This is a genomic window from Synechocystis sp. IPPAS B-1465 (assembly GCF_003015225.1).
Taxonomy (GTDB): domain Bacteria; phylum Cyanobacteriota; class Cyanobacteriia; order Cyanobacteriales; family Microcystaceae; genus Synechocystis.
On record NZ_CP028094.1, the window covers coordinates 2027442 to 2042350 of the forward strand.

At 49.1% G+C, this 14909-nt stretch carries 15 protein-coding genes; 9 read left to right on the top strand and 6 right to left on the bottom strand.

Annotated elements, in window-relative coordinates; genetic code table 11:
• Positions 1 to 74: 74 nt before the first annotated feature.
• Positions 75 to 1526, top strand: a complete 1452-nt coding sequence (cysS, locus tag C7I86_RS09650) for a cysteine--tRNA ligase (protein ID WP_010873045.1) — start codon at positions 75 to 77, stop codon at positions 1524 to 1526.
• A 30-nt stretch (positions 1527 to 1556) separates the two neighbouring features.
• On the opposite strand, the gene C7I86_RS09655 is transcribed toward cysS, so the two are convergent.
• A complete protein-coding gene (locus C7I86_RS09655) occupies positions 1557 to 2144 on the bottom strand; it encodes a Maf family nucleotide pyrophosphatase (RefSeq protein WP_010873046.1) in 588 nt (195 codons plus the stop codon).
• A 153-nt stretch (positions 2145 to 2297) separates the two neighbouring features.
• Here C7I86_RS09655 and C7I86_RS09660 point away from each other — a divergent pair, with 153 nt between their 5' ends.
• Both C7I86_RS09660 and C7I86_RS09665 read left to right on the top strand, forming a co-directional pair.
• Positions 2298 to 3821 carry a CPBP family intramembrane glutamic endopeptidase gene (locus C7I86_RS09660; protein WP_223211379.1) on the top strand — a complete coding sequence of 508 codons (1524 nt, stop codon included), beginning with the start codon at positions 2298 to 2300 and terminating at the stop codon, positions 3819 to 3821.
• Positions 3822 to 3933: 112 nt separating this feature from the next.
• Complete coding sequence (locus tag C7I86_RS09665) at positions 3934 to 4374, top strand: hypothetical protein (RefSeq protein WP_010873048.1); 441 nt, start codon at positions 3934 to 3936, stop codon at positions 4372 to 4374.
• A gap of 26 nt (positions 4375 to 4400) precedes the next feature.
• Here the strand turns inward: C7I86_RS09665 and C7I86_RS09670 are convergent, their stop codons facing one another.
• On the bottom strand, positions 4401 to 5873 hold the full coding sequence (locus C7I86_RS09670) for an apocarotenoid-15,15'-oxygenase (protein WP_010873049.1): 1473 nt from the start codon (positions 5871 to 5873) through the stop codon (positions 4401 to 4403).
• Between the two features lie 130 nt (positions 5874 to 6003).
• Here C7I86_RS09670 and clpS point away from each other — a divergent pair, with 130 nt between their 5' ends.
• The gene (gene clpS, locus C7I86_RS09675) at positions 6004 to 6291 is read left to right on the top strand and encodes an ATP-dependent Clp protease adapter ClpS (protein WP_020862291.1); all 288 of its coding nucleotides are present in this window, start codon (positions 6004 to 6006) and stop codon (positions 6289 to 6291) included.
• A 59-nt stretch (positions 6292 to 6350) separates the two neighbouring features.
• Here the strand turns inward: clpS and C7I86_RS09680 are convergent, their stop codons facing one another.
• Positions 6351 to 7523: a glycosyltransferase gene (locus tag C7I86_RS09680; RefSeq protein WP_010873051.1), complete on the bottom strand. Its 1173-nt coding sequence runs from the start codon at positions 7521 to 7523 to the stop codon at positions 6351 to 6353.
• A gap of 170 nt (positions 7524 to 7693) precedes the next feature.
• Here C7I86_RS09680 and C7I86_RS09685 point away from each other — a divergent pair, with 170 nt between their 5' ends.
• The 3 genes from C7I86_RS09685 to C7I86_RS09695 all read left to right on the top strand — a co-directional run bounded on the left by C7I86_RS09685 (position 7694) and on the right by C7I86_RS09695 (position 10250).
• Entirely contained in the window at positions 7694 to 8203 is a 510-nt protein-coding gene (locus C7I86_RS09685) for an inorganic diphosphatase (protein WP_014407118.1), read from the top strand.
• A gap of 263 nt (positions 8204 to 8466) precedes the next feature.
• Entirely contained in the window at positions 8467 to 8832 is a 366-nt protein-coding gene (locus C7I86_RS09690) for an NAD(P)H-quinone oxidoreductase subunit M (protein WP_010873053.1), read from the top strand.
• A gap of 41 nt (positions 8833 to 8873) precedes the next feature.
• Positions 8874 to 10250, top strand: a complete 1377-nt coding sequence (locus C7I86_RS09695) for an Ig-like domain-containing protein (RefSeq protein ID WP_010873054.1) — start codon at positions 8874 to 8876, stop codon at positions 10248 to 10250.
• Positions 10251 to 10310: 60 nt separating this feature from the next.
• On the opposite strand, the gene C7I86_RS09700 is transcribed toward C7I86_RS09695, so the two are convergent.
• Together C7I86_RS09700 and C7I86_RS09705 are read right to left on the bottom strand one after the other, a co-directional pair.
• Positions 10311 to 11927, bottom strand: coding sequence for a glycoside hydrolase family 3 N-terminal domain-containing protein (locus tag C7I86_RS09700; RefSeq protein WP_010873055.1), 1617 nt, complete (start codon positions 11925 to 11927; stop codon positions 10311 to 10313).
• Positions 11928 to 12043: 116 nt separating this feature from the next.
• The gene (locus C7I86_RS09705; RefSeq protein WP_010873056.1) at positions 12044 to 12463 is read right to left on the bottom strand and encodes an NUDIX domain-containing protein; all 420 of its coding nucleotides are present in this window, start codon (positions 12461 to 12463) and stop codon (positions 12044 to 12046) included.
• A gap of 14 nt (positions 12464 to 12477) precedes the next feature.
• Between C7I86_RS09705 and folB the strand changes: the two genes are divergently transcribed.
• Together folB and C7I86_RS09715 are read left to right on the top strand one after the other, a co-directional pair.
• Positions 12478 to 12930 carry a dihydroneopterin aldolase gene (gene folB, locus C7I86_RS09710; RefSeq protein WP_010873057.1) on the top strand — a complete coding sequence of 151 codons (453 nt, stop codon included), beginning with the start codon at positions 12478 to 12480 and terminating at the stop codon, positions 12928 to 12930.
• Positions 12931 to 12940: 10 nt separating this feature from the next.
• Positions 12941 to 13561: a LysE family translocator gene (locus tag C7I86_RS09715; protein ID WP_010873058.1), complete on the top strand. Its 621-nt coding sequence runs from the start codon at positions 12941 to 12943 to the stop codon at positions 13559 to 13561.
• A gap of 118 nt (positions 13562 to 13679) precedes the next feature.
• Here C7I86_RS09715 and moeB read toward each other — a convergent pair whose 3' ends face one another.
• Entirely contained in the window at positions 13680 to 14858 is a 1179-nt protein-coding gene (gene moeB, locus C7I86_RS09720; protein WP_010873059.1) for a molybdopterin-synthase adenylyltransferase MoeB, read from the bottom strand.
• Positions 14859 to 14909 lie beyond the last annotated feature (51 nt).

Sequence of the window (14909 nt, forward strand, 5' to 3'; positions counted from 1 at the left end):
CGCCGTTGGGCCTGGGTGTGGCTTTGATGGAGAATAATGGGAAGACTGTCCATTGATTTTTGCCTTCCCTGCCCATGACCCTGCGCCTGTACGATTCCCTCACCCGAGCCAAACAACCCCTGCAACCTCTCCACCCTGGCCTGGTGACAATGTACTGTTGCGGCATCACCGTCTATGACTATTGCCACCTAGGCCACGCCCGTACCTGCATTACCTGGGATTTGGTGCGTCGTTACCTGCAATGGTCGGGTTATGAGGTGCGCTATGTGCAAAATTTCACTGATATTGACGACAAAATCCTCAAACGGGCAGTGGACGAAAGCTCCACCATGGAGGCGGTGTCAGAAAAATTTATCGCCGCCTATTTTGAAGATATGGAAGCGTTGGGAGTGCAACCAGCGGATCTTTACCCCAGGGCTACCCACACCCTAGATGGCATTAAAAGGTTAATTGCGGAGTTGGAAGCTAAGGGCTACGCCTATCCCAGCGGTGGAGATGTCTATTACTCAGTGCGTAATTTTGACGGCTACGGCAAGCTCTCTGGACGCAGGCTAGAGGATTTGCAGGCGGGGGCCAGCGGCCGGGTGACAGTGGCCGATCCCGATGGAGCCCAAAAACAGGACCCGTTTGATTTCGCCTTATGGAAAAGCGCTAAACCGGGGGAACCGGCCTGGGAATCTCCTTGGGGTAAGGGGCGGCCGGGCTGGCACATTGAATGTTCCGCCATGGTGAGGGAATTTTTAGGGGAAACTATTGATCTACATGTGGGGGGCAATGATTTAATTTTTCCCCACCACGAAAATGAAATTGCCCAATCGGAGGCGGTGACGGGTCAACCCCTGGCCCAGTATTGGCTCCATAACGGCATGGTGAAGGTAGATGGAGAAAAAATGTCCAAATCCCTGGGGAACTTCACCACCATTCGGGCTTTGCTAAAAACCGTTGACCCCATGGCAATCAGACTTTTGGTTCTCCAAGGTCATTACCGTAAACCGCTAGATTTCACCGAGACGGCGATCGCCGCCGCCACTAATGGTTGGCACACGCTAAGGGAAGGTTTGCAATTTGGCTATGACTACGGTGGAGATTTTGGCTGGGAGTTGGCATTTACCCCCCTAGGCCCCGACGCGAACCAATGGACGGTGGCATTCCAGGAGGCGGTGGACGATGACTTTAATTTTGCCGGTGGTTTGGCCGTAATGTTTGAATTGGCCAAGCATCTACGGTCTGAGGGCAATAAATTAAAATTTGAGGGGTCCACCCCCGCCGATCTGGATTTGTTGCAAACCCAATGGATTACTTTGGTCAGTCTGGCAGAGATTCTGGGTTTAAGTATTAATCCCGAGTCCCAATCTAGCAACGATAATGGTTTGACTGATGGGGATATTGAACAACTGGTGGCCCAACGCACCCAAGCCCGAAAAGATAAAAACTGGGCCGAAGGCGATCGCCTCAGGGATGTGCTGCAGGAAGCGGGGATCACATTGGTGGATAAACCCGGTGGGCTAACGGAATGGTTCCGCTAGTCCAACTTTGTGGGATAATTTAGTTTATTGTTACCAAAAATCTTTAAGGGAGTAACCCAACCGTTGCAACAATGACCGCAGAATGGGCAAGCTCAGGCCAATCACGTTGCTGGAACAACCATCCAGTTTATTAATTAACATTCCCCCTTTGCCTTCCAGGGCAAACGCCCCAGCACATTGGAGGGGTTCCCCACTACCCACGTAGGCTTGGATGGTGTCGTCATCCACATCAGCAAAATGAACTTTGGTTAACCCCGTTTGGCACAGGCAACGGTTTTGGGTGCGGTCAATCAAGGCATGGCCCGTGTACAGTTCCCCCACCTGACCCCGCATGGTTTGCCAACGGGCGATCGCCACCGCGGGCGACTCTGGTTTACCGTAGGTTTGACCATTAACCAATAAAAGGGAATCACAGCCGAGGACGAGGGCATCAGCGAATTTACTGGCCACCGTTCCTGCTTTAGCCTTGGCCAGAGCTTCCACCAGGGCCACTGTGTTGTCGGCGGCTAAGGAAGATTCATCGAAATGGCTCACGGCCACTAGGGGGCTAATGCCGGCCATTTCCAGCAAACGTTTGCGGGCGGGGGAAGCAGAAGCAAGAACAAAAGTTGGAGGCATAATCGTTGTTTTTTAACACTCATTGTACTACAAAGGCAATGCTCCCCGAGGGGGATAACCGGCCTGGCCAAAAGGGGGCGATGGGTTATGCTAGCTTCGTTAACACAGCCGTCCCTGAGCCAAGGACGGGGTTTTAGACCCAGTTTTTTTTTGATGAAGCGAATTATCCTCGCCCTGTTGACGGTTATTTCCCTGGTGCCCTTTTTACTTTCCCTGGTGGGAAGCTTAGAAGAACCCCAAGTACAGTCTCAGCTACAACTTTCCCAAACCAATCTGTTGTTGCAAGCTTCGGCTTGGCAGGGGAAGGGGGAATCGGGAACATGGCGGGAAACCCTGCAAACAGCCCTATTGGAAAGTCAACCCCAACAGGGAGGGTTAAAACAGTACGAAATAGCAGTCCAGGAATTGACTGACTATCTAGACCGGCTCAAAAATCAACAGGCGACCCTGGAGACATCCCCCAATGTCAATCCGGCCCCAATCCAAGCAGTCATTGCCAAAAATCAAAAGACCCTAAACCAAATTCAAATTAATTTGGGGTTGCTCCAATACGCTGAGAATCAGACGCAAAAATCCCTCGATACTTGGCAATCTGTAGTGAGCAACGGTGAGCCAAATGAGCAAGAAATCGCCACCGTGCTGATTGCTCTACAACAAGCCGAACCCATCCCCTCCAATGCGGAAGCGGTTATTAATAGCCAATTAAAGGGATGGTTTCGTTGGCAGGGACTGACCCAGCTTTATCGCCGCCAAGGTAATCTTGAAAGCCTCGATCAGGTTTGTGATACCCCCGCCTGTGGAGCGTTGCAAACAGAAGTGGAAAAGGCTAGCCAGCGGGCCCTGGTGAAATTAGCCCTACTCAACAGCTTGCCTTTGTTGGGAGGAGGCATCGGTGTTTTGCTGATGATTGGACTGTTATTGCAATGGGCTTTGGGTCGGGAAAAGGCAATTCTAGCTACTAACGCCAAAACCAGATGGGACACTCCCTGGAATTGGGAAACCACTTGGCAGGTGTTGGTGGTGGGTTTCTTTTTTCCCAGCCAGATTGTTTTGCCGTTGGTGGTGGGGGTGTTACCTCTGCCCATGGCGGATTTGTCATTGATGGGCAAAGCCTTCTACGTATTGGCCACCTATGGGGCGATCGCCGCAGTGGGTTTGGGGTCTTTATTCGTCTCCCTAAAGGACTTTCGTCCCCTACCCCAGGATTGGTTTACCCTGCGTCCTAACTTCGGAGCCATTTTGTGGGGCTTGGGAGGCTACCTGGTGGCATTGCCATTGGTGGTGTTGGTGTCCTTAGTAAATCAAGAAATTTGGCAGGGCCAGGGGGGCAGTAATCCCTTGCTTTCCCTTGCTTTGGATTCCCAAAATTGGTTAGTGCTAGGAATTTTCTTTTTTACCGCTGCCGTTTTAGCGCCGGTGTTTGAAGAAATTATCTTCCGGGGCTTTCTCCTACCAGCCCTAACCCGCTACTTTCCCGTTAGTGTAGCCATTATTCTCAGCAGTTTACTGTTTGCCATCGCCCATTTGAATGTGTCGGAAATTTTACCTTTATTTGTTTTGGGCTCCATTCTCGGCCTTGTTTATAGCCGTTCCCGCAATCTTTTATCTTCGATGATTCTCCACAGTCTCTGGAATAGTGGAACATTGTTAAGCCTATTTATTTTGGGTGGCAGTTGAATGCTGATAGTGCCCTGATTTTGAAAGTAAGATTCTAGAATGGTGCTGGCAGGCCGAATTTTCCTCTAGCCCCCTAACCTGTGGTGAGTCGCCAGTGGACTGGTGAGTTTTTATGGACTGGCTTTTCTATTTGTTCTTAACAGCCGTTTTTTACGTTTACCGTTTAGTCAGCCTGAAATCGAGAACAGAGCAGGAACGCATCGGTTCAACGCCGGTGTTTTTCTCTACCCTCGGTTTTTTTGCCATTTTTGAATTTGTTTTTGCGGACTCTTTGTTTAGACTGCCACTATTTCATGTTTTAGGGCTAATTTTTTCCTTTATTTGTGCTTTTACCATTTATATTTACCTGCGGAATTTAAAAAAGGAGGTAGAAGTGATTTTCGAAAAATTAGTCAAACAAAGTCAGGGCAAAGTGAGCGTACTGACTTTTATGCAACGTACTAACATGACTAAAGATGAAGCCATGGATTACTTAGACGCCAAATTACGCCAGCTCCCTGGCATCACCTACGAAACCCTGGGCAATATTTATTATGAATTTGACCGTTGGTAAGGGCTTCTGCGGTGGCCATCTAGACTTCAAGTCTGGGCCCAGGAACCGTGCAGGGGATAGGGAATGTGATGCTTTAACTTCAAAGTGGCGATCGCCGGAGCAGTAATGTCCTGAGCATCAAGAATCACTAGTTCGGAACGGTGCAAATCAGCTTTATAAATCAAGCAGAGCAACCAACCATCATCTTCAGCCACGCCACCGGGTCGGGGCACAAAAATAGGTTCCCCGGCAAAACCATGGGGGGCAAAGGAACGTAGAGTTTCAGTGCCGGACTCTAGATCTACTTTGAGAATGGCCTGAAGGGGAGCATTGCCTGTGCTATGGTGTGCGGCTCCCATGTAAACATAGCGATATGGACGGCCAACCTGCTGGGGATGGACAACGGGAAACTCGCAACAACGACTAACCATTAACTGTTTTTCCACCGTGGCTGCTGCGGGATCAATGGTGAAACGCCATAACTGTCCGGGATCTAAATTATCGAAATTCGTACTACGAAAATCCCCATCGGTGTCTACCTGGGGCAGGGAATTGTAACAAATGGAATCGAGGATTATTTTGCCATTTTCCTCAAAAGCGTTGGCATGGTGAAAAACAAAGCCTGCCTGTACCGGAATTCTTTTTATTTCTCCACCGTCCCTAGGAACGAGAATAATTTGAGCAGGTTTATCGGGATGAAATTGCACACATTCCCCTGCTCCTCGCAAACCGAAAAGGTAGGGTAACCCGTTGAGAGTAACGTTATTTTGCAGAAAAATGGCGTAATGGGGCGTGATCGCAAAATCATGAATAAAAGCAAAACCAGGAAAAGTTTCAGTTTTTTGCCGCAACAATTTACCCTGGGGGTCTAGCTCTAACAGGGTGAGGGTACTGCTCAAGCTGGATTTAATTGAAAAGGTCACATAGCAGGGTTGGCCCCCATCAAAAGTTGAAGCCGGATCAATGCGGGGATGGGCCGACAGGGGTTGCCCTTCCGCAAGAATGCCGCCCAAATCATCCAACCCAATGGTTGCTAAGTTTGATGGTTCCAAGCGATGGGGTTGTCCCCCTTCCCATAGGGCCAAGAGGCGATCGCCCCAGTAGGTAATGTTGGTGTTGGCAATGTTTTTTAGCCGTAAGTCAAAGATAGTTTTGAGCCAGCCCCCCGCCGGTTGGGAACCAAAGACGCCCCGATAGATCATTTTTCCCGCTTTTTGCTCTTCCACGTAACCCTGGGTGCGGACAAATTTGCTCTGGAAATGTACTCGACCGTCCCCAGGAAATTTAAAGGCTGTCACCATGCCGTCCCCGTCAAAGGGATGCTTCAAAGGGCGATCGCCAATTTCCAATAATCCAGGGCCGTTGCGATAGAGCGTTCCCTGGAGGTCTGGGGGTATGCTCCCTTCCACGTCTTCGACCCAATAATCCCACTCCTGGGGCTGGGACTGGTAACCTCTCAGCCAATCCTGCGGACTGTAGGAGCGCTGCGATGGGGAACTGGTTGGGGGGGAAGTGACCATGGTCAATGGGGAAGTTTGTTACATTTCTTTACTTTTACCATTGTAACGTTCTCCGCTCCGGGGAACTGGGGGTTAAAATCTATACGTAAAGAATCTGAAGTTTTTCCACTTTCGCCCAGGGAGGTAAATGATGGCGACCGAAGTTTTAAACAAGCCCAGCAATAGCACAATCCGCAAACACGCCCCCCGTTACCGGGTCTTACTGCACAACGATGACTTCAACTCCATGGAGCATGTGGTGCAAACTTTGATCCAGACGGTGGCGGGCATGACCCAGCCCCAAGCGGTGGACATTATGATGGAAGCCCACTTTAACGGCATGTCTTTGGTGATTACTTGTGAGTTGGAACACGCTGAGTTTTACTGTGAAACCCTGCGGAGTCACGGGCTGTCCAGCACCATCGAACCGGACGAATAGGCCCTAATTTTTTCTTGATGACAACGGTTGATCCGGTGGAACTTCAGCGGCGGAGGGCATTAGACATCCGTAACTCGCCAACTAAGTTTGAGGTTGAACCAAAAGTTCCAGAGGGTCACTAGGGCGATCGCCAGGGCGTTGGCTAGGTAGCGGTTGAAGTGGGAAAAGTTAAAGAAGAAATTCAACAGCCCCAGGTTAATGCCCAGGCCAGCCCAGCAGATCAGGTTAAATTTGAGCAGACGTTTACTGACTTGGGAGGGACTATTTTGTCCCTGGGTTAGATCTTGAAAAGTCCAACGGTCATTCCAAAAAAAGTTGTTCAGGATGGCTAACTGGGCGGCGATGATCTTACTGCGGCTCAGGGGCAGATCTCCCAGGGATGGTTCCGTGAGGATAAATAAAATGGCCATGTCCACCGCCACTCCGGTTAGCCCCACCGCGCAAAATTGCAAAAACCGGGAGGAAAGGGACAACCTCAGTTTGCATAGATGCTGGAGATATTCCACATACTGTCGCCAAGTGACCTTGCTTTGCCCCGATCGCCGTTCTTGAAAAACGTAGCCGACCTCCGCCAACCAACGGATGCGCCCCCGGGCCGTCACTTCAATGAGGATTTTGTAACCCACTGGACTGAGGGGACAATCGGCGATCGCCTGACGCCTAACCAAGAAAAAACCACTCATGGGGTCGGACAGACGGCCAATTACCTCCGGCAGAATTAATAAACCTAGCATCTGGGCCCCCCGGGAAAGTAGCCTTCGCACTAAACTCCATTGACTGACCCCCCCTCCTGATTGATGACGACTAGCCACTGCCAAATCTGCCCCCCGCTCCATTTCCGCCAACAGGGCCAGCAAGACCTGGGGAGGATGCTGTAAATCTGCATCAATAACTCCTAAAAAATTTCCCCTAGCTTCTTGCCAACCTCGAATCACCGCCGTGGATAAACCTCGTCCTTCTGTTCTTCTAATTACTCGCAATTGGGGATAGGTGTCGCTTAAGTTAAAAGCCTTTTGCCAAGTTAAATCGGGACTGTCATCGTCCACCACAATCAACTCATACTGTCCAGACCAACGGTTTTCCAACAGTTTCACCAGGGTAGTTACCATGGCTTGGATATTTTCCCCTTCGTTATAGGTGGGCAACACTAGGGAAAGGAAAATACCATCGGCCTCCCCCAGCTTGGGCACTGTTAGGGCAGTGGCTGGCGATGGCAGGGGAAAATAGACCATGGACAGGGGCAGAAAAATTGACAATAACCGTCCTAATTATGGCCTGTGAAAGGGCCAAGGGAAATTCCCCTCAGCTAAGGCTAGGTACAAGGGGAGCCCAACGAGTAAAATGCGATCGGGTTTTGAGCCCGTTTGGTTGTGACTCTTTTGTATTTCGTTGGAGAAAAATTGTGGATCTAAGCCGTATTCCTGCCCAGCCCAAAGCCGGTTTGATCAATGTGTTGATCGAAATTCCCGCAGGGAGCAAAAATAAATACGAGTTCGACAAAGACATGAATTGCTTTGCCCTCGACCGGGTACTGTATTCCTCTGTGCAATATCCCTACGACTACGGTTTTATCCCCAACACCCTGGCTGACGATGGCGATCCCCTCGATGGCATGGTGATTATGGACCAGCCCACTTTCCCCGGTTGCGTAATTACCGCCCGCCCCATTGGTATGTTGGAAATGATTGACGGTGGCGATCGGGACGAAAAAATTCTTTGTGTTCCCGCCAAAGATCCCCGCTACACCTACGTTAAATCCATCAATGACCTGGCTGGGCACCGCTTGGATGAAATTGCCGAGTTCTTCCGCTCCTACAAAAATTTGGAGAAAAAGGTGACAGAAATTCTGGGCTGGAAAGATGTAGATGCAGTGCTGCCCTTGGTGGAAGAGTGCGTTAAGAACTACAAATAGTAGTTGGGGTGGAGCTAACTGAACCGGTAAATCCTCTAAATTTTGTTTGCCCCCGGACTTCTTAATTTGGGGGGCTATGGGCTCAAATCGAGGGTCTTCCCCTGGCCCTAAAGCCCCCCTCCTATTAGTTGATAGGGGCGATAAGACTTTTAAATATCTTCTTCAAACAAGGGTTTGGCTGGATTCTTGCCATTGCCTGGTGACCGACCCCGGACAAATTTGTTTAGAATTACTCTTGATCTCCAGAGGCTTAGCTAATTGCCATGCTTGTTAAATCCACTACCCGCCACGTCCGTATTTTTAGCGCTGAAGTACAAGGTAATGAACTGATTCCCAGTAACAATGTCTTGACCATGGATGTGGACCCCGATAACGAATTTGTTTGGAATGAAGATGCTCTCCAACAGGTTTATCGTCGCTTCGATGAGTTGGTGGAGTCCTACAGTGGTGAAGATTTAACTGACTACAATTTACGGCGCATTGGCTCGGATTTGGAGCATTTTATCCGTGACCTGTTGCAAGCAGGTAAAGTTAGTTACAACCTAGATTGTCGGGTGTTGAATTACAGCATGGGGCTGCCCAAGGTGGAAAATCAGGAAACTGCAGGAAAATATTGGCTGGATAACTAACTTGGTATCAATTGACCATAACTGGAGGGAGGCTTAACACTGTGCTCGATCGCCATTGGCATAATCAAAATAATTGTCGGCCAAGCTATTGGTCCCATGTGACCACTGTGCTGACGATATGTCTGCTGGCGATCGCCATGGGTTTAGGGGGTTGTCAATCTTTATCGGCATCGTCCCCGCCCCCCTTAATTAAAACTAGCGAACCAGTGCAGTTGGGCAACCTGCGGGAAGTATCTCCCCCCAAAACAATACAAGCCCTAGCCTCCAGCTTTAATCAATACCAACCCCAGGTAACAATCCTCTCCCCGGCCCCCGATACGGTGCTCAAAAAGACCACAGTGGCGGTGAAACTCCGGGCGGAAGACCTACCCCTGAACCAAAATGACACTGTTCCCCTGCGGGCCCATGTCCATCTAATTTTGGATAACGAACCCTATCGGGCGATTTATAACCTAGACCAACCCATTGTCCTAGAAGATTTGGAGCCGGGCACCCATACCCTGCGGGCCTTTCCTGTCCGCCCTTGGCACGAAAGCTATAAAAACGATGGGGCCTATGCCCAAGTTACTTTCCACGTTCTCACCAAAACCGACAGCAATAATCCAGACTCCGACCTACCCCTATTGACCTATAGCCGTCCCAAGGGAGACTATGGCGCTGAACCAATTCTTTTGGACTACTATTTAACCAACGCTCCCCTCCACATTGCAGCGACCAATGATGCTGACTTGAGCGATTGGCGCATCCGGGTCACTGTCAATGATGAAAGTTTTTTGGTGGACCAATGGCAACCCATTTACCTGGAAGGCTTTGAAACCGGGGAAAATTGGCTCAAATTGGAGTTCATTGACGAAGCGGGCAACCTAGTGGCTAACCGTTTTAACAACACAGTGCGGGTGATCAATTACCAACCTGATGGCCAGGATGCCTTTTCCCGTTTAATGCGAGGGGATGTGCCCTTAGCGGAAGCCTACACTATGGTCGGCTTGGACCGCCCCTTTGGAGTGGAGCCTGTGGAGGAAGCGGGAGAGCCGGAGCAATTGGTGGAAACTGCGCCGGAACCTGCCATTCAAACGGAAGCAACGGAATCAGTTGAACTCGATCAACAGGTTGAAGTGGAGGAAACGGAAGTAGTAGTGGAAGAAGTTCCCCTTGCCGCTCCAAAGGAGACCATACAGGATTTGAACACTTCCCCAGAGGGCATTACAGAAGAAAATATTTCCGAGTCCCCCCCACAACTATCCCCAGATATCCAACAGCCTGAAGCGGTGGAGGAACCGGAGTTAGTAGGGGAGACAGAAGAGGAAATACTGCAGACAATGGTAGAGGAAAAGGTGATTGAAGAAGAAATTACTGAGCTTCCGACAGCACCTTCAGAACCGTTGGATAAACTGACCCCTACTCCCTCAGATAGTTGAGCAAGAATTACCAGCGCTATGGTTTCCCAGAGTATTGCTTGAGCCTGGGTGAATCAGCTTTTAGGTGGTAAAAGTCCTATCTTTAATGCTTTGATCAGATAAATCTTGCCAACCGAATAATCGGCCAATGGCGATCGCCTGGGCTTGGGGCATTTGGCCATGGGAAAAGGCCCAGGGTAAATGGGGGCAGAGTTCCGCCATCTGGGTTTGGAACCAATCTAAAACGTAGGGACTGCCGTAGACGATTAATCCCTGTAAGGATGGATGGGTTAAACATTGGCGATACAGCGCTTGGGTTGCAGATGTTAAACCCGCAGTGCCCCGGAAGGGATTGCCCCGAATAAATACCTGGAGTAAAAATGGATTTTGACCAAGGGGATAGTGTTCCAACAATTCTGGAGTGAGGATTTTGACTGTGTATCCTCCTTTCACCGGCAAAGTTAGAGCAGGACAAGCCCGGTCAAGGAAATCGGCGGTAAGTAAATCATCCACAATAACTAAATTTTTTCCCGGTTGATCGCCTAGGTTGGCAATGGGCAAATCTCCCTCGCTTTGCAGTGCTGCAGTGAGAATTTGATCCACTAATTTGCGGCCGGGCCCAGTTTGTAAATTAATGGTGAAATTGTTCGGATCAGGGGCGGGGGCTAATTTTTCCTTGGCAGTTAATACCCGTTGCAAAGATTGTTCAATTCTCTCCTCCGTTAAACGACCCGATTCCACCGCCTCGGCGATCGCCGCAATCACAGTTACTGGATCTGGTGGCATTAAGAGAATATCCACCCCTGCTTCCAAAGCCCGTACCGCCACTTCCCTAGGGCTAGCAATGTCCGTAATTCCCCCCATAATCAGCGCATCGGTGACAATGATGCCGTCAAAACCGAGTTTTTGTCTTAATTGTCCAGTCAAAATGGCCGGGGATAAAGTTGCCGGATTACTATCGTCCCAAGCAGGGACAAGAATATGGGCAGTCATCACACTATCCACCCCTTGGGCGATCGCCTGCTGAAAAGGAAGCAACTCTAAGGTTTCCAGTCGGTCGATGGGGTGGGGAATAACGGGCAAATGTAAATGGGAATCGGTGCTAGTGTCCCCATGGCCAGGGAAGTGTTTAGCAGAATTTAGCACAGGAAATTGCTGGGTTCCCGTAATAAATTCCCGCACTAAAGTCCCCACAATCTCCGGGGTTTCCCCAAAGGCCCGCACATTAATTACTGGATTGTTAGGATTATTATTCACATCGGCGATCGGGGCCAAAATCCAATTCAAGCCCACCGCTAGGGCCTCCTGGGCAATCACTTCCCCCATCTGCTTGGCATATTGTTGAGCCAAGTCTAAATCTTGCTCGGCAATGCTGCCTAAAGCCATGGGAGGGGGAAACCAAGTGGCACCGGAGAATCTCTGCCCCACCCCCTCCTCAATGTCAGCGGCTAAAAGTAATGGCGTCGGAGCCCAACTTTGTAACTGAGCAGTGCGTAAAGCTAATTCAGCCCCACTGCCCCCTAAGAGAATTACCCCGCCCAAATTAAGGTTTGCTAACCAATTCTGCAGAGTTTGATTGGGAGCTTCCCAAGCAGGGTAACGAATTTGATGGTCAAACAAAAATCCTGAGGCCCGCACCACAATTAATTGGCCGATTTTTTCTCGTAAAGTCCAATTGCCGGGGTTGATGGCCGCCATAATTTTCGCTTTGCTTATTGTTAAAATACTAAATAGTTAAAAATCAATTTCTAGTTGGGTCAAGCTTAACGAATTTAGTTTCATTGATTGCCAAAAAAAACTGATTTTAGTAATCATTAAATGGACATAAAACGTTGCTGATAATCTTCCAAAAGTAGCTTGGTAAAACTATTAAGGGGAAAATCCAATGCTTCTAGGGGAGTGACCCATTCCCATTCAACAATTTCCTCATTGGGAATCACCTGAGTGGACTCACAACGGGCGTAGTAGTTTAATAAAACAAAATGGGCTGGGCAATGGAACTGTTCATCATTCACCGCTTCCTGTACCAAAGCAAACTTTATTTCCCGTAGATCTAACCCCACTTCTTCTTGGAATTCCCGTTTTAGGGCCGCTTCTAATGTTTCTCCCCATTCCACCTTTCCCCCAGGCACCCCCCAGGTGCCCCGCCATTTGGTGGTTTTGACAATTAAAACTCGGCCGTCGGGGGCAGTAACCAGCGCACCAACCGTAGCTAAGGGAAATTGGGGAGGCATGGCAGGGAAAAATTATGGCAATTTTTGACGGGGTGATCATACCATGGTTAGCTGGGGAACTTGTTGTTCTTAGTTCAATATCTGGTAGTCAGCTAGTACTTAATCAATTTATGGATACGTTAAACGTTAAGGGAATTCGAGCCTATGGTTACACTGGCTACTTCGATGCAGAACAGTTTTTAGGGCAATGGTTTGAGGTTGATCTCACCATCTGGATCGATTTGGCCAAGGCTGGGCAGAGCGATGACCTAAACGATACCCTCAACTATGCGGATGCGGTGGCGATCGTGCAAAAGCTCATCCGTGAGTCCAAGTTTAAAATGATTGAAAAACTGGCCGAGGCGATCGCCGATGCCATTTTAGGAACAGGCAAAACCCAGCAAGTAAAAGTGGCCCTGACTAAGTGCCAGGCTCCCATTCCAGATTTTGACGGGGATGTGACCCTAGAAATTCTTCGGAGTCGTTAGATTATTTAAGGTGTTAACCATGGGTTGGTCTAACATACTCAGTTTGTTTGGGGCGATGTTGATCCTAGCGGCTCTTCCCAGCTTGAGTGTGTTAACCGTTTCGAGTAAAAGTGCCAGTGGTGGTTTTATTCATGGCTTATTTGCGGCCCTTGGCGTTGTTTTAGGCGATATTATTTTTATTCTCATTGCTCTCTGGGGTTTAGCTTTTTTACGGGGGGCAATGGGCGATTTTTTTGTCATTCTTAAATATATCAGCGGCATTTATTTAAGTTGGCTGGGAATTAACACTATCCGAGCCAAAGTTAACAATCAAAGTCTGGCCAAGGTAGATGTCAAATCCCTCTCTTCTAGTTTTTCCGCCGGATTGCTCATAACTTTAGCCGATCAAAAAGCTGTCCTGTTTTACCTGGGCTTTTTACCCACTTTTGTTGATGTCAATAATATTGCCTATCTTGATATCGCAGTCATAATCTTAACCGCCATTCTGACGGTGGGAGGTGTAAAAATATTTTATGCTTTTCTTGCCCACCGCTCAGGGCTATTAATCAGTAGACAAAATAAACGGATAATGAATTATTTAGCCGGCGCTCTAATGATTTCCGTTGGTGTATTTTTGCTTATTTCAAGCTAGCGAAGGTCAATCAATTGGGTAAATTCCATACAAAAAAGTGACCGCCATCTCCACTACCAGGAAAATGGCGATCGCCAATATGATCAACGTGATCAACAACTATTAGGAAAACAAAAGTTTAGTATTCGGTCACGCTGGGATCCACTTCCCGACTCCAAGCAGTGATACCCCCTTTAACATTGATGCCTTCAATGCCGGCCTCTTTAAGCAGAGATAAAGCTTTGGTGGAACGCCCCCCCAATTTGCAATGGGCGATCAAAATGCCCTCGTGGCCGTCTAGCAATTCTTTGACCTTGTCAATGCCATGGCCTTCTTCAATGTCCGGCAGAGGCACTAGTACGGAGCCAGGGATCCGGGCAATATCATATTCATTGGGATTACGAACATCTAAGAGGATAAAGTCTTTTTCTTGACTTTCCATCAAGGCATGCAACTCTCGTACTGTCATTTCCGACAGAGCAGAGGCCTGTTCTGCTTCAGCGGCTTTGGCCTGGGGAATGCCGCAAAACTGATCATAATCGATTAATTTTTCAATGACCGGCCGCACAGGATTGGGGCGCAGTTTCAATTCCCGGAATTTCATATCCCAGGCGTTGAACAGCAGCAGACGACCGCTGAGGGTGTTGGGGGCTCCCAAAATGATTTTTAGTGCTTCCGTTGCCTGAATCGTACCCACGATGCCCGGTAATATACCTAAAACTCCCCCCTCGGAACAGGAAGGTACCATCCCCGGCGGTGGCGGTTCTGGATAGAGGTCACGGTAGTTTGGCCCCCCTTGGTAGTTAAACACCGTAGCTTGTCCCTCAAAACGGAAAATGGAGCCGTAAACGTTGGGCTTATTCAACAGCACACAGGCATCGTTGGTTAGATAACGGGTGGGAAAATTGTCCGTACCATCGATGACAATGTCGTAGGGGGCAATGATGTCTAGAGCATTGGCGGAGGAAATCTGGGTTTCGTAGAGGTCCACCTGACAGAAAGGATTAATTTCCATAATGCTCTGCTTGGCAGACTCGATTTTGGGCTTGCCTACCCAGGAAGTGCCGTGGATGATTTGCCGTTGCAGGTTGGAAGTATCAACAATGTCAAAATCCACCAAACCGATCCGTCCTACCCCCGCTGCAGCCAGATAGAGTAGCAATGGGGCACCTAGACCCCCGGAACCAATGCACAGGACACTGGCGGCCTTGATACGTTTTTGGCCGTCGAGCCCCACCTCCGGCAAAATAATGTGGCGGGAATACCGTTGGTAGTCGTCTTGGGAGAGTTCAATCTCTGCTAGGTTTGGGTTAAGCATTGCTGTTGTTCACGGAAAATCATCGTCGGGACTATGGCCGCAACGAACCTA